Below are 23,201 nucleotides of genomic sequence, written 5' to 3'. Positions count from 1 at the left end.
GTCCATGTTGCTGTGATCCATATTGCTGTGGTCCATGCCCTCGTGATTAGCATGGCTGTCCTGTTTATCCATGCCCGACATATCGTGGCTGTCCATGTTGCCGTGGTCCATGTTGCTGTGGTCCATGCCCTCGTGATTAGCATGGCTGTCCTGCTTATCCATGCTCGACATATCATGACTGTCCATGTTGCCGTGGTTCATATTGCTGTGGTCCATGCTCTCGTGATTAGCATGGCTGTCCTGTTTATCCATGTCCGACATATCATGGCTGTCCATGTTGCTGTGATCCATATTGCTGTGGTCCATGCCCTCGTGATTAGCATGGCTGTCCTGTTTATCCATGCCCGTCATATCATGACTGTCCATGTTGCCGTGATCCATGTTGCTGTGGTCCATGTTGCTGTGGTCCATGCTCTCGTGGTTAGCATGGCTGTCCTGTTTATCTGCTTCTTGTTTATTCGAGAGTGCCGTCATTCGTGAAAAGTCTGAATTGATGCTGCTTTCGGAGTCCAGTAAGAATTGTGCTGAGGTGACGATGGTATCGCCCTGTTCTAATCCATCGAGAATTTGTGCCTGTCCATGAGCTACTGTGCCGAGTTTTACCTCTACGGATTTAAATTGGCCATCGCCTAACGCGAGCACTACGCGGTTTTGTGCGCGGGTGCGGATCACCGCTTCGCTAGGAACCCATAAACTGCGCGCGCTGGGTTTAGTATGGATCACCACTTGGGCAAACATATTGGGTTTGAGTTTTTGCTGGCTATTGCTGAACCTTAATCGGGCACGAAGGGTGCGCGTTTGTTCATTCAATGTAGGATAAATATAATCCACTACACCTTGCCAGCTTTCACCAGGAAGGTAATCCAAACTCATGGTTACCGGCAATCCAACTTCCACTTGCCCTGCCAAACGCTCAAAAACCTCAGTTTCTACCCACACATCGTCAAGCGACGCTATCGACATCAGGGTGCGCTCGGGATTCACAAAAAAGCCTTCTCGAATATTTAAGTTATCCACCACTCCAGCTTGGGGTGAACGAAACTCCACGGTTTGCAGTACTTTTTGTGTCTGCTTGAGTGTTTGAATGGCTTGTTTGGGCATTTGCAGCGCCACTAAGCGCGATAGCGCAGCATTGGTGAGTGCGCTATTACCTCGATTTACCGCAAGTAAATATTCTTCTTGAGCATTAACCAGCTCGGGGGAATAAAGGGCGTATAAAGGCTGGTCTTTTTCCACCGGCTCGCCAGAGGCGGTAACATAAAGTTTATCTACCCAACCTTGGGCACGAGCATGAATATGAATTAATCTATCTTGGTTATAGCCAACATAGCCAATTGTTTGTATCGGCACATGCATGCTGCTGTACGCTACTTTGGCGGTGCGCACTCCTAAATTATTGACAATGTTCGGAGCAATAGAAACCGTGCCTGGGCTATCGTTATTCGTCGAATTATTGTTGGCATATACCGGCACTAAATCCATTCCCATGGGTGACTTGCCAGGTTGATCGCGTTTGAAGTTAGGATCCATAGGCGCTACCCAGTAAAGCGGCGCTTCATCTGCTTCAACATTTGTATCCTGTTTAGCTGATGCTGATTGACCGTGACCGCTAAAGTTGAAATACAACCCCGTTAACAGCGCTCCACCTAACAAACCGGCAACTAAATAAAGTACGGGTGTTAATTGCGATTTGCTATTTGTGGATTGATTGTTGGTTTGATTCATTACTGTTCTCCTAAAACCAGTTTTGATTGCTGGTTGTCACTGGGTCTAGCCTGTATAAGAAAATACTGTAAGTGAGCATTTACTTTTTGTTTTTTAGTGGCGATTAATATGCGCTCTAAGCGGCTATTTAGCTCAGCGATTCGAGCTCGCATCACTTCCCCAAAATCTCCGCTGTTACTGGTGTAGGCAGTCAATTCAGCTTCGGCCTGTTCGTGCATTTGCGGTAAAATGGACGCGTCATAATTCGCTAACCTATCTGCAAGTCGCTGGCGCTGGGAAAGCAAAGATTCAAGTTGCGAAAACATATTGCGCAACAACAGACGTTTTTCAGTTTTTAAAGATTCAGCTTGGTATTTTGCTGCCTGCACGGCTTTGTCTTGACGCTGATTGGTAAACAGCGGCAAATCCACAGACACACCAACAGAAAAGAAATCCGCACGGCTTTGCCCCGCCTGATCGTCTGCTCGCATGGCATAACTGGCATTCACGCCCCATTGCGGCTGATATTTTTGCTGCTCTAGTTCAACTCCAACCTGTCCAGCCAGAATGGTTTGCTGTAACGCCAGCACCGCAGGATGTTTGCCAAGGAGCTGTCCATAACGTTGCCGATCAAAGGGGGCAGATACAAACTCTGTCATAGCGGGAAACATGGCTGTCTCGGCTTGATTGGTCTCGGCTTCATTACTGACCGCCTGATTTAATGCAAAATCGAAAGCGCTGACATTGCTCTGGTCAAAATGCTCATTTGCTATCCACTGATATAACGCTGCTGTGGCTGTCTCTTTATCACTCTGTAATTGGGTTAAGCGGTCTTGTAGACGAGCGAGCTCAAGATTGGCGCGTATCACATCTTCTTGGCGAGTACGCTTTTGTCCAGAGGCGTACTGAGATTCAACTGTTTGCGCCAATTGTTCAAAAAGACGACTTTCTTGTTTTAGCAATTGAATGCTTTGTTGCGCCCCATAACCATCGAGCCATAACTGCGAAACTGTCACCGCGATTTGCGCTGAGCGATCTTGCGCCAGAAACGGATGTTTAGCCGCAAGTTGCTGAAGCTGACGTTTGCGAATTCCACGACTATCACCACGGGGAAACTGTTGCGCAATACCAACCTTAAGCTGCGTCATCGCCTCTTGATCGAATGCAAATCCGTTGGTTGGCAAATTCAGCAAGCCCATAGATAAAACCGGATCGGGCAAGGTATCAGCCGCATAGCTTTGCGACTCCAAAGCCTGACGTTTTAATTGATTGCCGCTTTGCCAAGGATCATTATCGATGGCCAACTGCACCGCATCATGCAAGGTCAGTTGCCGTTCGGCAGCCTCAAGATTAGCCTGAGCCGCAGGCAGCGCAAACACAAAAGCACCTGCAATTAAAATCTGGGTTAGATAATTAAGCTTAAACATGTCAAAACTCTATTCATAATGTAATTCCAAAACCTGTAGGCGGCGGCTTTAGCCCCGCAAAACAAATCGCAAATCCCAACCTGTAGGCGGGTGCTTTAGCCCCGCGAAACAAATCGCAAATCCCAACCTGTAGGCGGCGGCTTTAGCCCCGCGAAACAAATCGCAAATCCCAACCTGTAGGCGGGTGCTTTAGCCCCGCGAAAATTATAAAAACCTACACATTCGTATCCATGGGGTTTTTCCATGGCCTAAAGGCCATGCTACAGGGCCCCGCGAAAATGATAAAAATCTCACATTCGTATCCATGGTTTTTCTCCATGGCCTAAAGGCCATGCTACGGGCCCCGCGAAAAGGATAAGAACCTACACATTCGTATCCATGGGGTTTTCCATGGCCTAAAGGCCATGCTACACGGGCATACGAAAAGCCCGTGCGACGAAAAAACGGCGGATCTATTTTGGGGTATTAAATAATCGGGGGTTTGATTAAATTTGAGGTGTGGGCGTCGAGGGCCCTGAATTGCTCGGCGATAACATCGGTATGGTTTATCAGCGAATATGGAAATGGATTGGCCACTACCAACGCTGCTGAAAACGCAGTGCCGTGTTCGCAATCGCAGGTTTGGTTACAGCAATCTTGGCTTGATTGCATGCTGTGATACTGGGCTTCATCTAAGACCGGAATCTGCGCAACTAGCTCACCTTCATCGCTACCATGCTGCATTCCACGATGTGAATCCTGTTGTTGCACCATAATAGGATCAGAGACATCAGCAATATGATTCATTTCAGGCATATTTTCCATGTCACAAACCGCCACCAACGCAGAAACCCCTTGGCTGAAAAGCAAGGCAATTATCATTAACGGGGTTACAAGTTGTTTCACCATGAATAAACCTAAATGAAGTATCTCCAGTATCATAAACCCAGCGAATGAAGAATGCTACCCACAAAAAAAGAATAGCCTTGGTGCGAAATGTGCATATCTTTTGCACGACTGAAGGGTAAATTGCCCATTGAACGAACAATAATGTGGATTAAGTCACAAAAATTTAATTACCAATTAATCTATATTTTTGCGTCGAGGTTTGCTATTTTCCCCAGCAATTATGCGTTAATCGACTTGCTTAGTTGTGGTGATGCAGGAATTCTCTCTAAAAGCACGTTTTACGGCCGATGAGAGGAAGACCGGAGTTTATGGAAAGAGCTGTATGATTAACTTTAACAATATGATTTCTGGTTCACAGAAATCCTTCCCCAAGCTTATTTTGATGCTTATTGTTTCGGCGTGTTTCAATTCCGCCTATGCGCAACAGCACGAAGGTTTTTCAGCGGTCATTGGCGCTAATATTGGCCATGATGACAACATTTTTCGTAGCTCAGAAGAACTATCTGATCAGTTTTTGCAACTTGCCCCTGCACTAAAATTGACCGAGCTTTATGAGTCTGTGCAACTCGATGCACAATATAAGGGCAATTATCGTCAATATAATGATTTGAGCGACCTAAGTTATGCCGAACATGAGGCATCTTTGAAAGGTCAGTATAAACACACTGCTAAGTTCACATCAGAATTAACCTTGGGCTACTCAAATAAAATAGAAGAGCCAGGCGTAACTAATGCAGCGACCAGTGTACTGGATGAGTTTACCGAAGTTTCATCATCTTCGTTAAAAGCTGCAGGAACCTATGGTACACAAAAAAGTATAGGGCAAATACGAGTTGCTTACGATTTAGATAAACGTCGATATGATAACAATAGCCAATCGTTTCGGGATTACGATTCGAATCGATTAACGGGTACATTTTTCTATCGATTAGCGCCTAAAACCCGACTTTTATTGGAAGCCAGCTTAGACGACCTAAGTTATGAAAACACCGTGTTTTTTGACCTCTCAGCTAGCCAAAATCGATATTTGATGGGTGTAGAGTGGACAGCTACGGCTAAATCTACTGGTATTTTCAAAGTCGGTTATCAAGACATAAATTATGACAACGAAATTTACGATGATATATCTGGTCTAGCTTATTATCTAGATATGGTTTGGAAACCCAATACCTATTCAAGCATAAAGTTAGGGGCAGATCGTTCCACTAGAGAAAGTGCAGTAGAAGGGTTACCTAGCTTCATCAGTGAAAGCTATTCTATTGGGCTCGACCATAAATTTAGCGCGAAAAGTAAAATCAGTATTAGTTATCGTTACCGTAAAGACGATCTTGGAAGCACCCTTTCTAGAAAGGACAGTTTAAGTGGCATAGAGGCTAAGTACACTTATTCGATTAAACGCAATTTAGAAGTCTATGCCGATTACACTAATAAAAAACGCAGCTCTGAATTTGTGCTTTTTGATTATGACTCAAATATTTATATGTTAGGCATTGACTGGTTAATCGATTAGTCAATTTACAGATTTTGAAAAGGAACTATTAAGTGAAAAAACGTATTCTTTTGTTCATTGGCATTTTATGGACAGCACTTAGTGTAAATGTGTTTGCACAAAGCGTTGAAAATACAAGTGACACCGACACTACCTATCGATTATCAACCGGTGATTCCATATCTGTCACGGTATTTGATGAGCCAGAATTAGGCCTAAAAGAAGCGCAAATAACCGATGAAGGCACTATATCTGTGCCACTGTTGGGCCAAGTAGTAGTGCAAGGCAAAACCGTACCTGAAGTGGAAGCCTTGTTGACTAAGCTATTTGGTGACGACTACCTGAAAAAGCCCAGCGTGTCAGTAAGTATTGCCGAATACCGCCCGTTTTACATTAATGGTGAAGTGAAAAAACCAGGAAGCTACCCGTTTAGAACCAAGATGACGGTACAAATTGCAGTAACTATTGCAGGTGGGTTTACTGAGCGGGCATCAAAAAGCAATATTTACTTGTTAAACCAAGCCCAGCATAGCGAACGAAAAAAAGTCGATTTAAATGCCACGGTTAAACCGGGCGATGTAATTACAGTGGAAGAAAGCTTTTTCTAAGCACTATATGTTAAAGCTCAGCAGCCATTAGCTTCATGAGCAATAGTCACAATAGTAGCGTTTTGAATATAGCAAAGATGATAGGTAGCGCAAAATAAGCGCAATAGAAATGGAACAGTGAAAAAATGACATCACAACAAGGCTTGAACCCCACTTTAACTAACGATAGCGCCGAAGAGACGTTAGACTTGAGCCAGTACTGGCGCACCATTAAACGCGCCAAATGGTTAATTGCTGCAGTGACTTTGGTTTGTCTGTTAATTGGTGGTTATATTGCGGCTACCGCAACGCCCATTTATCAAGCTAGCTCAAAAATACTCGCAGATCCCCAGCAACCTAATGCTGCAAGAGAAGAGCAATATATAGCTTCGGCCTTAGTATTTTTGTTTTATGAAACTCAGTATGAAATCTTACAATCTAGAGCCATTGCCGAAACCGTTGTCGACAAACTTGATCTGGTAGAAAAATACAAAAAAGAACAACTAGCAAATAAAGGCAAAAAAGCCAGTGGATTATCGGCCACCATTACTGAAATAAAACAAGAAATCGCTGCACTTTTTGGCAAGGATGAGAGTGCCGCTCCTGCTAAAAAACGCTCTGACCACGACATTAAGGTAAAGTTGGCTGCAGACATTCAAGCAGGGCTAAAGGTGAGTGGTGGTAAACAAAGCCAAATTATCAATATTAGTTATCAGTCGGATGATCCACAGTTAGCTACCGATATTATTAATGCTTTGGGTGAAGCTTATATTCAGTTTGGTTTAGAGTCCCGCTTGGGTGATGTGAAAAATACTGAAAAATGGCTGTCGGAACAATCATCAGAGCTAAAAGCGCAGTTAAGTGCCTCTGAAGAGAAGCTGCGTCAATTTAGACTGCAGCAAGGCATTGTCGATAGCTCCTTGCAACAGCGGGATTCAAACTCGCGCTTACAATCGTTAAATAACCAGTTAATCAGCGCACAAACTGAACTCAGTACTGCAGAAGAGCTATATAGACAGGTGGAAGGTGTAAAACCTGATTCCAAAGCATTTTATTCACTAGGGCCTGTGTTACAAAATAAAACCGCTAGTGACTTGGTGAAAGAAGAAGCCAGATTGCAAAGTAAAGTAGATGAACTGTTTGAGCGTTATAAAGAAAAACACCCTAAAATGATATCAGCCCGTACTGAACTGAAAAGTGTGCGCGATAGTTTATCTCGCGAAATTGCTAAAATTGTTGATCGCATTGAAAGTGATTACCGACTAGCGAGCCAGCAAGTTAACAATATTCAACGGTTAATTAGCAATGAAAAAGATGAAATTCAATCGTTGCAAGGTTCAAACTTCACTCTTACTTCCTTGGAACGTGAAGTGGAGAATAACCGCCGTATCTATGAGTCATTTATTAATCGCTTGATGGAAACCAATATTCGCGGTGACTTTACTGCCTCTAATGTACAAGTAATAGATACAGCAACTGTACCTAGTTTCCCTATTAAACCTAATGTTAAGTTGATTTTAGCCTTGTCAGTGTTTATGGGCGTGTTTTTTGGCGTGGTATTAGCCTTTGTAAAAGAGGCACTACACAATACTTATCGCACACCAGATGCACTGGAAGAAAATCTAAATATTCCAGCGCTGGGCATTACCATGGCCTTGAAGAAAAAAGATACTCACACTATTCCAGAAATGGAGTACTCTCAGGATACCCGCTCTGTTTTTGCTGAGAGCATTAACAGTATACGTACCGGATTGCAGTTTTCGAATATTGATAATCCGCCTAAAATCTTATTGGTTACCTCAGCTACCGGCTCTGAAGGTAAATCGACTTTAGCTATGAATTTAGCGGCGGCCTATAGCCAAATTGGCAAAACGCTGTTGTTAGAAGTGGATTTACGTAAGCCGAGCATTGCAAAAAACCTTAAAATCCAATCTCGCCATGGATTAACGGATCTTCTAGCTGGAACTGTGAATTTCGCTGATTGCATTGTTAATCCTACCGACAATAAACAGTTCAATGTAATGCCTTGCGGGACTATTCCACACAACCCTATTGAACTGTTGTCTTCAGAAAAGTTTGCTAAAGCCTTGCAGTCGTTAAAAACCCACTTCGATCACATTATATTAGATGGGCCCCCCACTTTACCAGTAAGCGATGCCTGCATTGTAGGGACTAAAGTTGATGGTGTGATAGTCGCAGTACGAGCAGAAGAGACTAAAATTAAAGTATCTAAAGAAGCGGTTAAACGTTTGCAGAAGCTACATGCCAACGTTATAGGCGCAGTGCTGACAGTGGCCGAACCTCAGAAGATGAGTTACTACGGTGATCATTATTATTCAGGTGAATATTACGGTACTGTGGTTCAACCTGAAAACGTTAAAAGCTGAGCAGTATAGGTTGAAGGAACACCAGCTATGATAGATATTCACAGCCATATATTACCGGGAGTAGATGACGGAGCAAAAACTCTGGCTGAAGCGCTGGACATGTTAAAAATGGCTGTGGATCAGGGGGTGAAAACTCAAGTGCTCACCCCACACATTCATTATGGTCGTTATGAAAATACCAAAGCCGATTTAATCAATCGTTTTGCGCAATTTCAACAACAGGTTATTGATGCCAATATTGATATTGAATTACGCTTAGGTGCCGAGATCCGAATTGGCACTGAGCTTATGCAACTGGTGCAACAAGACCAAATTCCTTGGCTGGGCACTTATCAGGGCAGTAAAACTTTCTTATTGGAATTTCCCCGCATCGATGTGCCCCATGGCAGCGATAATTTAGTCCGCTGGCTACTGCAAAAAGACATTATTCCCATCATAGTGCACCCTGAGCGGAACAAAACCTTTTTAAACCATCCTCATAAATTACAAATTTTTACCGATATGGGTTGCCCACTACAAATTACCGCCAGCAGTTTAACCGGTAAGTTTGGTGATGATGTTAAGCAGATGGCATTAGAATTAGTTGAACAAGATAAAGCCTTTGCTATCGCTTCTGATTGCCATAATTTGAAAGGGCGTGCGCCGGATTTAAAACCTAGTATTGCAGATTTACCAGCGATTATTGGCCAAGATAAGCTCAATAACCTAGTGTTAAATAATCCACAATCCCTTTTCGACGGTAATGAAACTCGACTTAGTAATGTAGATGCTATTTTTTAGTGGCTCACAGCCAATAAATTATTTTATCTCTCTAAATTGCAGTGAATTCAATCATGACTAGTTCGTCTAAGCATTCCACCAACAAACTAGCTAAAATCAGCAAACTAGCATGTATTGTTTTTTTAAGTTTTGTCCTCATTCTCGCCTGTCAGTTTTTTATCTCATCCATTCTGATTGTAAAACCGGAACAAACAATTAGTCAGTGGGAAAATAAAAAACAGCCAGTGGACGCTGCACAAGCGCTGACAATTATATCTCGTTTAGAGCGCGCAGAAAAACTGGCATTTTTACCTATCAGCTTAAGAGATACTACGAAAATCAATGAGCTATATAGCCGACTCTATCTAACTTTAGCTTTATTGGAGCACCCCGAAAGTAACTTAATATCAGCAGAACACTATGCCTTGCGATTGACCCAAGAGGCACCGTCAGATTATTTAGGTTGGACTTTACTTGCACAATCCAAAGTCAACAACGAAAACTACAATTGGGAAGATCAATCAGCTCTGACAAAAACACTAACTTTGGGCCCATTCGAAAGGACGAACCAGATCCGTCTTGTTCCTTTACTTATAGAGCATTGGGCAACTTTATCTCTGAAGAATAAGGCTCTTGCTAATAATATGCTCCATGCCGCACTGAATGAACTCCATATGTCACGGTTAGCTGCTATGAATATGCGTAAATTCGATAATATTGAGCCATTTCATGGATTGATCGCTAAATCGCGGTATAACGACCGTATACAGCGGATACTGCAACAATGAAAACACACATAAGCACTTGGTTAACAGCTAGCGCATTTTTATGTTTACTGGCTGTACACGTTGTTTCACCTTGGTTACACGGAGCTGAACTGGTTTGGGAGCTTTCCTTAATCGCGATAATCACCACCATTGGGTTAGTTTTTTTAGTCTTGGGGAAAGCTCAATTTTTTGCGGAGACTAAGCAGGTACAAAAACCACTATTGGTTTTGTTGTTGTGGTTGCTGTATTTGGGTATCTATTTAATTCCAATCCCCATGGAATTATTATCGATAATTAGCCCGCAAAGCGCATATTATTACCAACTTAATACGAATACAGATTACGGATACCTTAGTTTATCTACTAGCACCTCTTCTATCGAGTGGTTCGAACTCACCACCTTAGTGATGCTGTTTTTGCTCACCTACGTACTTTTAAAACGGCCACAGCGATTAAGCAAATTAGTGTATTGCTTGTTAATTGTTGCCTCAGCTACCGCGCTGTATTCCCTAGTAAACCATTACACTGGGGGACAATACCAACTTTCAAAGGCCATACCACCTTGGGATTCCGATTGGAACAAGGTGATACGGGGCACCTTTAGTTACAAAAACCAATATGCCATCTATTTAGCGATGAGCATTCCTCTGGCCCTTGGATTAACTTTTGATGTCCTAAAAAAGCGAAAGAAAAATTGGCAACATAATCGTTTATCACGGGCGCTGATTTATATCATCTGCTCGCGAATATTTGTCTATCTTTGCATCGCACTGTTACTGTTTTTCGTACTAACCAAAACCGACTCTAGAGGTGGTAACTTGGTATTTATGCTGGTTATCTGTGGAATATGTGCACGCTATATATTTTGGCAACAACAGAAGCTTAATAAACGAAAGTCACTTTTATCTATTTTTGGCGTAATTGTGGTGCTTGGACTGATTTTTGTGAATTCCAATTCCTTCGAGCGATTCGAAAAATATGGTTTTAGTGATAGCTCACGCTCTAACTTACACAGCGTCGCTTTAAGTGTGATAGCTGATTTCCCGCTATTTGGTAGTGGCCCTGGCACTTATCCGCTAATTCAACATCATTATAAACCTGAGTCATTGGGTAACAGTGAAATGTCGAAACGAGCTCATAACGACTACCTTGAAACCCTCGCGACCCAGGGTATCGTCGGGATCTTGATATTTAGTATTGCAATTTTACTTATGCTGAAAAAAGTATTCATGGGCAAATCGAGTACCCAACAAGGGCTGTTAATGGGCTGCCAAGCATCCTTGTTAATGTTGTTATTGCATTCAAGCTTCGATTATAACGTTGCTACTTTTTACTTATCCGCGCTGTTTTTTACCTTGTTAGCCATTGGATTAAGGTTAGTTGAACCTTCTAAACGCAGGGGGAGCGCCAGTGCTTAACGCACCCCAAACAACACCAAAGCTAGTACAGCTTAGTAAGTTGATTCTTGCAGATCTTACAAGCTTGCAATCAATAGGTATGCAAGATGCGCAAGCGCTAACCGACATAGCCATTGAACATGGTGTGGCCGCGTTGCTTGCTCAAGTACTCGAACATCATAAGCTTAAAAAAACGTTTTTTGCTTCTTTAATCAATTATCAAATGCACCAAAGCTTACGCAATCAATTGTTAGAGCAACAGTTCCATCAAACTTTAATGCAGCTTACCGAATCTGGGGTTCAATTTGTGGTACTTAAAGGATACGCCCTTGGTCACGCTGTTTATTCCAATTCCTTATTACGAACCAAAGCCGATGTGGACATTATCATCGATACCGATGATAAAAACTCTGTTGTTGCAGCATTTGAGTCGATGGGATTTGCTAATCCAAGAGGGTGGAACCCTACAGCTATTATCAACCAATTTTCAATGCGTAAAACCTTAAGTCCTGGAGTAAACGTTGATTTTGATATTCATCTGCGATTAAGTAATGAACTTGGAGTAGAAAACATTCTCAAGTTTGATGAATTAGCCGACGCTGCGGATACCAAAACGCTAAGGAACATTCCTCTAGTGTGTAAATCTCACGGGCTAATACACGCAATAGTGCATCTTCTTCATCACCGCAATGTGGGTGATGCGGTGAAGTTGATTTGGTTATATGACTTGCTGCTACTTTGTCGACAAATGACCCATTCTGAAAAAGCTCATTTTCGTCAATGTGTTGATGAGAAGGGACTTGGCACACTAGCAAAGTTTGCCCTCGATCTAGCCAACCAGCACTTCGAGGATGCTAGTCTTAAAAACGTGTTAGAAACACTGAATGGTGCAACTACAAACGCTGAATTAGATTACCTGATAAGGGTGGACAGTCGGTCTAACCAGTTTTGGCGTTCATTGAAACAGCGCAGAAGTGTTCGCGAAAAATGGTTATTTATAAAAGAAATGGTATTTCCACCAGCGCAAGAAGTTTATCAAAAATACGGAAAACAGCCGGGTTATTTAATGCCATTTTTTTACATTCGCCGTTTGATCGGCGGTGTTATCAAGCACCTAGTCAATTAAACACCTGTAGTCGGGTGCTTTAGTCCAGCAAGAACCGTTCATACATTCCATGGGCTGAAACCCATGCTACAACGTGATTCGTTCACAACCTGTAGGCGGGTGCTTTAGCCCCGCAAGAATTATTCATATATTCCATGGCCTGAAGCCCATGCTACAACGTCATACGTTCACAACCTGTAGGCGGGTGCTTTAGCCCCGCAAGAATTATTCATAGATTCCATGGGCTGAAGCCCATGCTACATTGGGCGGATTATGAAATACCAACATGGTCTGAAGACCATGCTACATAAAATACCATTTGGTATGTTTATGCACGGCATCGTTGTTTAACAATTCGGAGATTGGCATCCACTGATAACTGCCATGCTGTTTATCTAACGGCAGGTTTTTTAATGGGTTGGTTAATTTTAACTTGTAGGCAATAGCTACATAATGGGTGGTAAATTCATCCCCAAACACATTATCTTGGTAAAAATGGTCATATGGGCCGAGCAGAGTGGCTTGATCCATGGTGAAAGCTTCACCTAACTCTTCTTGAGTTAGACGTTGAAACGCACTGGCCAGCGATTCATCTTTTAGGATTCGCCCGCCAGGCACAAACCAATAACCTTTAGCAGGGCGATTTAAGCGCTGGCCAAGCAGCGCTTCATTGTTTTCATTGGTGATCACCAAATCAATAGATACCAGCGGAGTGCTGGCAATGACAGTGCTAAAGGTTGGTTTATCTAAAAACATATTGGTTTCTTATTTAATACTAAACTTATTTTCTAAAACTATCCTGGTTTGCCAAGAACCATTCATAAGTACTGGCTAACCCTTCTTCTAATGAAATGCTGTACTGCCAACCTAAATCTTTTAAGCGTGATACGTTCATCAGTTTACGTGGTGCACCATCGGGTTTAGACGCATCAAAGCTAATATCACCTTCATAGCCAGTTACCTTAGCGACTGTCTCAACTAATTCACGAATAGTGCAATCAACACCTGTTCCCACATTAATGTGACTAAGCATTGGCTGAGTATTCGCTTCGTAAGTAGCGTTGTCTAATTGCATAACATAAATAGACGCTGCGGCCATATCATCCACATGCAAAAACTCACGCATTGGCTTACCACTGCCCCAAGCTACGACTTCAGGTTTACCTTCCAATTTCGCTTCATGGAAACGGCGAATAAGAGCCGGAATAACATGAGAATTTTCAGGGTGGAAATTATCGTTTTCACCGTACAGGTTGGTAGGCATGACTGAACGGTAGTTACGGCCATATTGGCGATTGTATGACTCACACAGTTTAATGCCGGCGATTTTAGCAATGGCATAAGGCTCGTTAGTTGGTTCAAGTGTACCGGTAAGCAGCGCATCTTCTGACATTGGCTGTTCAGCCAATTTAGGATAAATACAAGAGGAACCTAAAAACAATAAGTCTTGCACACCAGCTACGTGGGCACTATGAATAATGTTGCATTGGATCATCAGGTTTTCATAAATAAATTCAGCAGGGTAAGTGTTGTTAGCAATGATACCACCGACTTTTGCTGCAGCTAAATACACTTGTTCGATGTTTTCTTTAGCAAAAAACTCGCTGACTTCGGCTTGGCTAGTCAAATCTAGCTCTTTGCGAGTTTTGGTGACAATTTCCACATCACCTTGTTTTGTCAGCTGACGAACGATGGCGGAACCCACCATGCCTCTGTGGCCTGCAACAAAAACTTTTTTCATGTTGATTTACTCTTTAAATAATAGTCATTTCACCGAGATAAACCCTCGGTATACAAAAGGCGATAATACTGCCCGGGCTGAAGCCCGAGCCTACAACGAATTTTCGGCCGTTTTTATTTTGTAGCATGGGCTTTAGCCCATGGAATATCGAGATCAAAAACAATACCGGCATTTGAAATATTTCACCCGGGCTGAAGCCCGAGCCTACAACGAATTTTAATCCGTTTCATTTTGTAGCATGGGCTTTAGCCCATGGAACACCGATTTCAAAAACAGCTTCGGTAATGCAATTCCACCCGGGCTAAAGCCCGAGCCTACAACGAATTTTAATCCGCTTTTATTTTGTAGCATGGGCTTTAGCCCATGGAATACCGATATCAAAAACAGCTTCGGTAATGTAATTTTCACCCAGACTGAAGCCCGAGCCTACAACGAATTTTAATCCGTTTCATTTTGTAGCATGGGCTTTAGCCCATGGAACGCCAATATCAAAAACAATACCGGCATTTGAAATATTTCACTCGGACTAAAGCCCGAGCCTACAACGAATTCTTATCCGTTTCATTTTGTAGCATGGGCTTTAGCCCATGGAACACCAATATCAAAAACAGCTTCGCTATTGCAATTTTCACCCGGACTAAAGCCCGAGCCTACAACGAATTTTCGTCCGTTTCTTTTTGTAGCATGGGCTTTAGCCCATGGAGTACCAATATCAAAAACAGCTTCGGTAATGCAATTTTCGCCCGGGCTAAAGCCCGAGCCTACAAGGAGTTTTGCCTTACTATTCTCTAGATACTGCTAACGAATAGCCGTGTTCTTTCAACAAGGCATGTTGCTTGGCTTTGTCCAAATCATTGCGCACCATTTCTGCACACATTTCTTCTACTGTGATCTCAGGTACCCAGCCTAGTTTTTCTTTGGCTTTGGTTGGGTCGCCCAATAGGGTTTCAACCTCTGCAGGACGGAAGTAACGCGGATCAACTTTAACAATTACATCACCTACGCTTACACCTGGTGCATCATCACCGCTAACAGCCGTTACGGTCGCTATTTCATCCACACCTTCGCCGCTAAACTCAAGGCTAATACCCGCTTCTGCAGCAGACATACGCACAAATTCACGAACTGAAATTTGTTTACCGGTAGCGATAACAAAATCTTCAGGCTTGTCTTGTTGCAACATCATCCATTGCATACGAACGTAGTCTTTTGCATGACCCCAATCACGTAATGCATCCATATTTCCTAGGAACAAGCACTTTTCTAAACCTTGGGCAATGTTCGCAATAGCACGAGTAATTTTACGGGTTACAAAGGTTTCACCACGGCGCGGAGACTCATGGTTAAACAAAATACCGTTACAGGCATAAATACCATAAGATTCACGGTAGTTTACTGCTATCCAGTAAGCGTACATTTTAGCCACGGCATAAGGAGAGCGTGGGTGGAATGGTGTGGTTTCTTTTTGTGGAATCTCTTGTACTTCACCGTAAAGCTCTGACGTAGAGGCTTGGTAAAATTTAGTTTTCTTTTCTAAACCTAAGAAACGAATCGCTTCTAACAGACGCAAAGTACCTAAAGCATCTACGTCAGCAGTATATTCTGGCGCTTCAAATGAAACAGCAACGTGAGACTGAGCACCCAAGTTGTAGACTTCATCAGGTTCAACTTCACGCATAATGCGGATTAAGTTAGACGAGTCAGATAAGTCGCCGTAATGTAACTTGAAGTTAGCATTTTCAACATGTGGATCTTCATAAATATGATCTACACGCTGAGTATTAAACAATGAAGCACGACGTTTGATACCGTGAACTTCATAACCTTTTTCTAATAAGAACTCAGCCAGGTAAGAACCGTCTTGACCTGTAACCCCAGTTACTAATGCGACTTTTTTTGTCATTTTATTTCCTTTACAAAATCCGAATCCGATTCCGTTATTTTTACTAGTTTATTTAAAAAATTATCAATGATGGTATTTTTATCTAAATAAGATAACGCAAACTGACGCGCCACCTTATTGTGCTTATTCGTATCTTTTTGAATAGCATTTTTGATTGATGCTACAAGTGTATCAGCACTTTCAGGTTCAATACACTCATAGATCCCAGGTTGTTGCTGCTCAATGCGCCCCAACTCTGTATGTTCTTCCGCGGTGACAATAGCATGCCCACCAGCAGACAGAATATTGGTTAATTTTGACGGTAAAACCGCATCAGCTGCGCCTTTTTTCTGAATGACCAAATGAATATCAGCCATTGCCAGCATTTGTGGAACAAGTTCCCAAGGTTGTAGCGGTTTAAAATACACGTTGCTTAAGTTTTGTTGATAAGCTAATTTTTTGAGGTTATCAACATTGGCACCCGCCCCTACAAATACAAATTTGATGTGAGGGTTGTCTTTTAAACGCCCAGCGGCTTCTAATACGACTTCTAAACCTTGTTTAGCACCTAAATTACCAGCGTAGAGAAAAACTTTATCTTCTTTGCTAAATCCCCACTCTTCACGCAATGCAGAGCCATCAGTTTCAGGAGTAACAAAAGATGTATCCGACCAATTAGGAAAATGAATCAACTTATCATCAGGTACTCCTTTGCTTTTAGCGTTATCAATCATACTAAAAGAAATGGTAGAGATTGCATCAAACCCAGCCATCAACCAACGTTCTATTTTTTTAGCTACACTGGCTGCTTTCCCCTCTCCCATTAATCCAAGTCCAAAGATAGCATCCACTTCATAATCTTGAATATGTAAGACGGTTTTAGTCCTTGTTAATTTGGCATACAACAACGTTAAAGGCGCACAGAATAAAGTAGGTTGAACCAAAACAATCACGTCCGGCTTTCTAAAAAGACGACTAAAAAGTGCCAAACCGGAGCTAAAAGCAAAAGTAGCTAAATGCAGCAAGCGTCTAATGGTGGTGACTTTCTTAGGGACATATAAAGGGCATCGAATGAGTTCTACTTCATTTTTAGTTTCGGTTTGGTATAGAAACTTACGGTAACCATCATGAATTTTCCATTCAGGATAATAGGGCGGCGCCACAACCGCGGTTACACCTAAGCCTCGTTCTGCAAACGCTTCACACATTTCACCATTGTATTTGCCAATTCCGGTTAACTCCGGGGCATAATTTAAACTTTTCAAAAGCAGCTTCAAGCTATATCCCTATCTATTTTTCTCAGCAGTCTCACGCCTTCATCATCCCTTGTTTGCTATTGAGCAAGCTATATGCAAGTCCCTTACCAGTAAACTAAAATTTACTAGTATATTATTTCAATAATTTTAAGTTTTTAAAATTAATGCAATCAACGTTTCTAAGAACACTTTATCCAATATAAAATAACGCCTCTAAATCTAAGATTCATTGGGAATTAGAAGAGAAACTGAGAATTTAATGTCTTAGGTTAATCAATATTTATGCGTGGTTAACCTAAGTAAGTACATCACTAATATTGTCTCATTAAATGACATCCAAACCAATAATTGCACCATAAATGTTCAACTTAGTTGATAGCCATTACATTGCTTTAAAATGGTGATTTTAACTTTCTTTTTATAGTTTTATATTTAAAAGCTAGTTAGTATTTAACTTATTAGATATTGGCCTCTTTTTAATGGGCTTTGCTGGGTAACCTAAACAAATCATTCCGCTTGGCATATTTTCAAAAACAGAGCTACGAGCGCCAATTAAAGCCCCTTCACCAATAGTTATACCAGGAGCAACAAATACATCCGTAGCTAACCAAGCTTCAGGCTCAATTACTATGGGTTTAGCATAGATATCAAAGGTTTCCACTTCAAAGTCATGGGAACCGGTACAGAGATAGCACTTTTGCGAAACCACAGCATTATTACCAATTGTAATTTCACCTAGAGTATAAAGCTCTGCTTCATCACCAACCCACGCATAATCCCCGATAGTTAATTTCCAAGGATATGTTATTTTTACCGTGGGTCGAATCACAACTCCAGTACCAATTTTTGCTCCAAATAAACGAAGCAGCCAATTTCGCCATTTGTAGGCAAACTGTGGGGACCACGCAAATAAGCTTGATTGCACTATCCACCATAATTGCACCCAAATTGCGTTTCGGCCTCGGAAGCCTGCAGGTACTCGAAAACGACTAAGCTTCTGGTATCTCATCTTGCATCATTCCATTAATAAGTTGACTAAGGGTTCCATCTGTAACTTCTTTTTGCTTGTTAAACAGATTTATTCTAGCCAAACGCGCTTCATTAGCAAACAAGTTACATTCTTGAGCATTTAGGATTGAAAGAACAATTTCTTCGGCTAAGTTTTTATTTTCTTCAAAAGAAAACCCACCGAAACAATCAATTACATCTTTCATACACCCCCTTTGAGAACCAATTAAGAGTCCACCAAATTGAGCTGCTTCATACAATACAAGTGGTTCAGCTTCATTTTGATATTTCGACGGAAATACGAAACAATCTAATGATTGAAAAAATTTTTGTTTCTCATGTCCGTAAACAGAACCAACATACTCTATCTCTTTCAAATCGTTTAATGCTCTATCTAAAAGAATTTTTTCTGCTTCAGTTGAGAAGGGCCCAGCCACCCTCGCATGAAAATCAACGCCTGCTTCTTTGAGCGCTTTACAAACATCGATAAAAATATCTAAACCTTTATCGATACTCAAATTAGCAAGATGCCCTATCACTAATTTTCTATTACTTTTGGTAACGCTCGACTCTACTGATTTAGGAAAAAAGGCTAGATTGGATAACACCACAATATTATTTTCAGGAATAGCATAAAGCTCTATAAGTTTTTCCTTCATTTTGGCACCTAGAGCGACGTGAACAGTTTTGTCACCCAAGAGGCTATTCAAAATAGTAAACAATCTACTTTTGTTATTGAGGTAATTGAACGAATGATGATGGATATAAAAGTGTGAATTGAAAGCTTTACAAATTGCAAAAAATACAACGTCAAATATCTGACCTGAACCACCATTGATTGGACGATATATTGTTTTGTGCTTACTAAAAATCAGAGTAATCAATAGCCGAAAATAAGCGACAATTGTATGGAATATTTTCATAAGTACCCACAACTTTCCAGGGAATAAAGATGCGGCGTAGGAAGGTACCGTATTTAAGACATAAACATGTTTAAACCGTCCTAACTCTTTGAGTATCGATTCATTTATATTTGACATACCATGTATCGGTTTGGCTCGGTCAAGCAATGCAATCACGATTCCCCTGCCTCTGAAATTTCAATCTTTCTTGCCAGCAAAGCATCGTAAATTGGTGTAAGACTTTTAACTTTTCGCGCCAATTCTGGGTTTTCCTTAAATAGCTCTGCGTATCTATTTTCATTATTAGAAACAAATTTAAAGTCTGTATTTTTTTTATTAGGATCACCGTACAACGATTCTAACTTCGCCATATTTTTACGAGAAGATAAAAGTAAACTATTACTAATAATTGTTTCTTCGATTTGATACCCAAGCAAATCTAATATTTGGGTAATACCTACAAATTGATTTTTAATGAGATCATCATAAGAAACAAAAATAGTGTTTTCGGAACTAAGCCAACTACGATGAAACAACGACCAATAATCGATACCGACTCTCGATGAATTTAAAAACCTTTCAAAAGAGCTATAACTCTTTCCTTGCTCATTAATCATATATTTATAGTAAGATACGAGCGCTTTTTGTGGCTCTCGAAATAAGACTACAGATTTATATTCTTTACACTTACGAGTGTTATAAAAATGTGTTTTCAGAAATGTAGGGCATTCATTTGAAAAAATTGCATTGTCTAAGTTTCTATTTCCCCTAACTTCAGGGGCCAGTAATTGTATATTGTCGAAGTTTACCTCTTGAGGAAAGTTTGTCTTTTCTGCAAGGACATTAGAAAAAACAAATCTCAACCAAGTATTCCCAGACTTAGGAAAAGACGCAAGTAAAACTGCATTAGTATTTTGTTTAGCCGGTACCTCCCAACGGGACCTCAGACATTTCTCTATTTTTTCAATTATCATAATTATTGAGCACCTTACAAAATATATTAAAGTATTGGTTTGCAACTTTTTCTAATGTGCACTTCGCCATTATCTCCTCAATGTGCTCAAATTTAATACTTTCCACCGGAGCAGATATGAGGTTATCTAACATTAAACAAGATTCGTTTATGTCAAATTCGATAGGTAACAAATATTTGTATTTCCGTCCGACAATATTTTTATGTTCGTCAATATCGCTAAGCAGCATCTTATTACCTAATGCTGCATTTTCTACCACCGAGTTGGGCATACCCTCATATTTACTCAATGATATGAATACATCTGTTGATGTAAAGATATCGCTTATTTTTTCTTCAAATGGTTTCATAAAAACTTGGCTTCCCAAGTATTCCGAAAAGATTTCCTTTACAACGTCCTCTTGGCTTCCTTCTCCAAAAATATGTAAGTTCACTGACTTACGTTTACTCACGTATTTGGATAAAAACTCCGCTGTTCTTATAATATTCTTTTGCTCTTCAAGCCTGCCTGCGTACACGATGTTGCATTTGTCATCATTAAAATAGTCGTTTTTTCCTTTTTCTTGAATAAATGCATTTTCTATTAAACTAATTTTCACATTTTGTATTCTATTTTCACACCAGTAAGATGCACCTTTTTCAGAGTTTGTAATTATATGATTTGCTTTTTTAGCAAATTTCTTTCTCAAGTTGAATAAAAAACTATCAGGATATTTAGAGTTTCTTTCTGCCATAATCCACAAAATGTTACTCTTAATTTTTTTTAAGAAATAAGCATAGAAATCAGAAGATCTTAACCAAGAAAATAAAATAACTTTGTCGTTAGGTAAAATGCTACTTATTCGTGCAATGTTTCTGGGGTCATAGAAACTTGAATAATTTATTTTATGAAGAATGAGCCCTTCTGTTTCTAATAGGTGAAAATAAAATCCTTCATAAAAATAAATAAGGTGTACTTCCAACTCCAAATTTTTTTGAAGTTGATTAAGCAAATAAACACATTGTCTTTGTGCTCCCCCTTTACCAAAACCATTAATTAGAAAGTAAATTTTTTTCTTCATTTTTGTATGCTCAAAGAAAGTAGGTATTCGCGTTTCTCGCTTTCCTCAAGTTGCTTGGTTTCAACTCCCGTGGAAATAACTTTTTTCTTATATTCATTTAAGGACTTAATTTTTCTGGCTGGCACGCCACCATAGACATAACCGGCTTCAAGATCTTTAGTAACGACTGAATAAGCACCAACAACTACATTACTGCCAATTGTAATACCAGGCATTATTACCGCTCCATAACCTAAAAAAACGTTATCCCCTATATTAATTCCTTTTATGACATCTAGTTTAGGTAATTCATTTCGGAATACCCAAACACCGCCATCATGTGTCTCAAACCTAACTTTTGTAGCACTAACGTGATTGCCCATTTTTATCAAGTATGGTTCAGTACTGAAATCAACTTTTATTAGCCGACACCCATCACCAAATTGAACACCAATCTTCTTAGCGTAACCTAGGGGATTTAGTGATTTATATATGTAGATAAATAGTCGTCTAATCATTTTCTTGTAACCTTAAAAAACTTCTTGTATATAAAAAATAGTAGAAATAACCAAACTAAATTTCTGATTGGAAAGGAAAAAGCATAACGTGGTAACTCACTGATCAATGCCAAAGAGAATAAGTAAATTACAATATATTGAAGATCGCCATGGTTTTGGCGAACACCATTTTCAACAAATTTTGTAAAGAGCCCGACAATGAATAACAATATGACTACCCCATATACTCCAAAGTCTAAATAAGAATCAGATACTATATTAGTCCCAACACTCCAAGTAGCGTTTGCACCAAGAATTTCTGTTGTATTAACTTCTGCACTATTGGTAAAGGGGTCATTAGGATCAACAATCATTCCGCGAACGAGCGGTATTACACCCAATAGTCCTATTGCTTTAAATTTTCCCTGAAAGCTTTCATCTGTTTTTTCCAAATATGAAATTGAAGCTCTTAGAGAAATAGTAGTGTTATTCAATGACCCTTCGAAAAAAGAGCTTTTGTTATCTTCCGAGTCTGATATTGAAGAAGCTATAGAAGAAAAAGAACGCTCTTCGAGTTTTCTGCTTTGTTCAATTACTCCATATAATGCAATACCAACGAATACTGTTGCAGCAAGGCCCACATAAGAGATTCTGCGACAGAATGTAAAATAACCCCCAAGTAAAACTATACCGTGAATAAAGAAAGTATTACGGTCTCCTAATACCAAAAGAACCAAACACCAAAATAAGACCACTAAAATAGAAATCATAAGTAATTTTGAAATTTTTTGGCCGAGAGCTTTCTTAGCGATAAATATAGCCGCGACTAAAAGTGAAAAATGGTTTAACAAAAAATAAAGTCCATTTTCCGTACTACTTCCAACATCAGAACCGGAATATGCCCCCTGAATCATCTTTGGAAGAGTTGCTAGAAGATTGATTAATATCAATGAAAAAAAAATGTAAATTACAGAGGTAACAAAAAAACTATAATCCCTTTGGTTCTCTGGACTTAAATCTGCGCTTTTATTGGGCAGGATTTCTCTTCCTATTAAAAAACTAAGGTACCCAATATTAGATAGAATAATAGCTTTATTAGAGTGCTCTACAAATGTATGAGAAAAAAACGGACTGTAATAAATGTCAGATAAACCAAACGAATATGTAAGATAGGGCAAATAAAATAATATAAAGTAAAATATTGTAAACAAAACAAGCACATTGATTTTAGTATCAATTGCTTTAAATACTGTGAAACGATTCTTTGCAAAAGCTATAAATAGTAGACCAAACATAATACTTGATGAATAGACTATGTATTCGGAAACGCCATAACCAACAAAATAAAAGGTAACAAAATTAACCGTCAATAAAATTAATAAAATAACCATA

At 40.2% G+C, this 23,201-nt stretch carries 20 protein-coding genes; 7 read left to right on the top strand and 13 right to left on the bottom strand.

All coding sequences use genetic code 11. The annotated features are described in order from the left end of the window. The 3 genes from Q4574_RS08100 to Q4574_RS08090 all read right to left on the bottom strand — a co-directional run. Positions 1–1,725: efflux RND transporter periplasmic adaptor subunit (locus Q4574_RS08100; protein ID WP_303473369.1), on the bottom strand; the 1,725-nt coding region annotated here is incomplete at its 3' end. Continuing rightward, positions 1,725–3,131: a TolC family protein gene (locus Q4574_RS08095; protein ID WP_303473366.1), complete on the bottom strand. Its 1,407-nt coding sequence runs from the start codon at positions 3,129–3,131 to the stop codon at positions 1,725–1,727. The genes Q4574_RS08095 and Q4574_RS08100, both read right to left, overlap by 1 nt. 465 nt (positions 3,132–3,596) lie before the next feature. Continuing rightward, positions 3,597–4,019 carry a hypothetical protein gene (locus Q4574_RS08090; protein WP_303473364.1) on the bottom strand — a complete coding sequence of 141 codons (423 nt, stop codon included), beginning with the start codon at positions 4,017–4,019 and terminating at the stop codon, positions 3,597–3,599. A gap of 322 nt (positions 4,020–4,341) precedes the next feature. On the opposite strand from Q4574_RS08090, the gene Q4574_RS08085 reads away from it, so the two are divergent. From Q4574_RS08085 to Q4574_RS08055, 7 genes are all read left to right on the top strand, one after another. Then, entirely contained in the window at positions 4,342–5,529 is a 1,188-nt protein-coding gene (locus tag Q4574_RS08085) for an outer membrane beta-barrel protein (protein WP_303473361.1), read from the top strand. A 32-nt stretch (positions 5,530–5,561) separates the two neighbouring features. Next, entirely contained in the window at positions 5,562–6,116 is a 555-nt protein-coding gene (locus Q4574_RS08080; protein WP_303473360.1) for a polysaccharide biosynthesis/export family protein, read from the top strand. 125 nt (positions 6,117–6,241) lie between these two features. Next, a complete protein-coding gene (locus Q4574_RS08075) occupies positions 6,242–8,482 on the top strand; it encodes a polysaccharide biosynthesis tyrosine autokinase (protein WP_303473358.1) in 2,241 nt (746 codons plus the stop codon). 27 nt (positions 8,483–8,509) lie between these two features. Then, positions 8,510–9,262, top strand: coding sequence for a tyrosine-protein phosphatase (locus Q4574_RS08070; RefSeq protein WP_303473356.1), 753 nt, complete (start codon positions 8,510–8,512; stop codon positions 9,260–9,262). 53 nt (positions 9,263–9,315) lie between these two features. Beyond that, the gene (locus Q4574_RS08065) at positions 9,316–10,029 is read left to right on the top strand and encodes a hypothetical protein (protein WP_303473354.1); all 714 of its coding nucleotides are present in this window, start codon (positions 9,316–9,318) and stop codon (positions 10,027–10,029) included. Continuing rightward, positions 10,026–11,426 carry an O-antigen ligase gene (locus Q4574_RS08060; RefSeq protein ID WP_303473352.1) on the top strand — a complete coding sequence of 467 codons (1,401 nt, stop codon included), beginning with the start codon at positions 10,026–10,028 and terminating at the stop codon, positions 11,424–11,426. Before Q4574_RS08065 ends, Q4574_RS08060 begins: the two co-directional genes overlap by 4 nt. Further along, positions 11,419–12,531 (top strand): nucleotidyltransferase family protein, encoded by a 1,113-nt coding sequence (locus Q4574_RS08055; protein WP_303473349.1) that lies wholly within the window; start codon positions 11,419–11,421, stop codon positions 12,529–12,531. Before Q4574_RS08060 ends, Q4574_RS08055 begins: the two co-directional genes overlap by 8 nt. 282 nt (positions 12,532–12,813) lie before the next feature. On the opposite strand, the gene Q4574_RS08050 is transcribed toward Q4574_RS08055, so the two are convergent. From Q4574_RS08050 to wzy, 10 genes are all read right to left on the bottom strand, one after another. After that, positions 12,814–13,266 carry a GDP-mannose mannosyl hydrolase gene (locus Q4574_RS08050; protein ID WP_303473346.1) on the bottom strand — a complete coding sequence of 151 codons (453 nt, stop codon included), beginning with the start codon at positions 13,264–13,266 and terminating at the stop codon, positions 12,814–12,816. Positions 13,267–13,291: 25 nt separating this feature from the next. Then, positions 13,292–14,251 carry a GDP-L-fucose synthase gene (locus tag Q4574_RS08045; RefSeq protein ID WP_303473344.1) on the bottom strand — a complete coding sequence of 320 codons (960 nt, stop codon included), beginning with the start codon at positions 14,249–14,251 and terminating at the stop codon, positions 13,292–13,294. Between the two features lie 781 nt (positions 14,252–15,032). Next, complete coding sequence (gene gmd / locus Q4574_RS08040; RefSeq protein WP_303473342.1) at positions 15,033–16,154, bottom strand: GDP-mannose 4,6-dehydratase; 1,122 nt, start codon at positions 16,152–16,154, stop codon at positions 15,033–15,035. After that, positions 16,151–17,398 carry a WcaI family glycosyltransferase gene (locus Q4574_RS08035; protein WP_303473340.1) on the bottom strand — a complete coding sequence of 416 codons (1,248 nt, stop codon included), beginning with the start codon at positions 17,396–17,398 and terminating at the stop codon, positions 16,151–16,153. Before Q4574_RS08035 ends, gmd begins: the two co-directional genes overlap by 4 nt. A 430-nt stretch (positions 17,399–17,828) precedes the next feature. Next, positions 17,829–18,398: a putative colanic acid biosynthesis acetyltransferase gene (locus tag Q4574_RS08030; RefSeq protein ID WP_303473338.1), complete on the bottom strand. Its 570-nt coding sequence runs from the start codon at positions 18,396–18,398 to the stop codon at positions 17,829–17,831. Beyond that, a complete protein-coding gene (locus Q4574_RS08025; RefSeq protein ID WP_303473336.1) occupies positions 18,379–19,476 on the bottom strand; it encodes a glycosyltransferase family 4 protein in 1,098 nt (365 codons plus the stop codon). Before Q4574_RS08025 ends, Q4574_RS08030 begins: the two co-directional genes overlap by 20 nt. Beyond that, a complete protein-coding gene (locus Q4574_RS08020; RefSeq protein ID WP_303473334.1) occupies positions 19,473–20,273 on the bottom strand; it encodes a sulfotransferase domain-containing protein in 801 nt (266 codons plus the stop codon). The genes Q4574_RS08025 and Q4574_RS08020 overlap by 4 nt, the downstream gene beginning before the upstream one ends. After that, positions 20,263–21,333, bottom strand: a complete 1,071-nt coding sequence (locus Q4574_RS08015; protein WP_303473332.1) for a glycosyltransferase — start codon at positions 21,331–21,333, stop codon at positions 20,263–20,265. The genes Q4574_RS08020 and Q4574_RS08015 overlap by 11 nt, the downstream gene beginning before the upstream one ends. After that, the gene (locus tag Q4574_RS08010; protein ID WP_303473329.1) at positions 21,330–21,830 is read right to left on the bottom strand and encodes a DapH/DapD/GlmU-related protein; all 501 of its coding nucleotides are present in this window, start codon (positions 21,828–21,830) and stop codon (positions 21,330–21,332) included. The genes Q4574_RS08015 and Q4574_RS08010 overlap by 4 nt, the downstream gene beginning before the upstream one ends. Further along, on the bottom strand, positions 21,827–23,200 hold the full coding sequence (gene wzy / locus Q4574_RS08005) for an O-antigen polysaccharide polymerase Wzy (RefSeq protein ID WP_303473327.1): 1,374 nt from the start codon (positions 23,198–23,200) through the stop codon (positions 21,827–21,829). The genes Q4574_RS08010 and wzy overlap by 4 nt, the downstream gene beginning before the upstream one ends. Position 23,201: the final 1 nt, after the last annotated feature.

Origin of the sequence: Aliiglaciecola sp. 3_MG-2023 (genome assembly GCF_030548205.1) — a bacterium.
GTDB lineage: Bacteria > Pseudomonadota > Gammaproteobacteria > Enterobacterales > Alteromonadaceae > Aliiglaciecola.
Note: the sequence above shows the minus strand (reverse complement) of the source record. Positions and strands in the feature narration are given on the sequence as shown.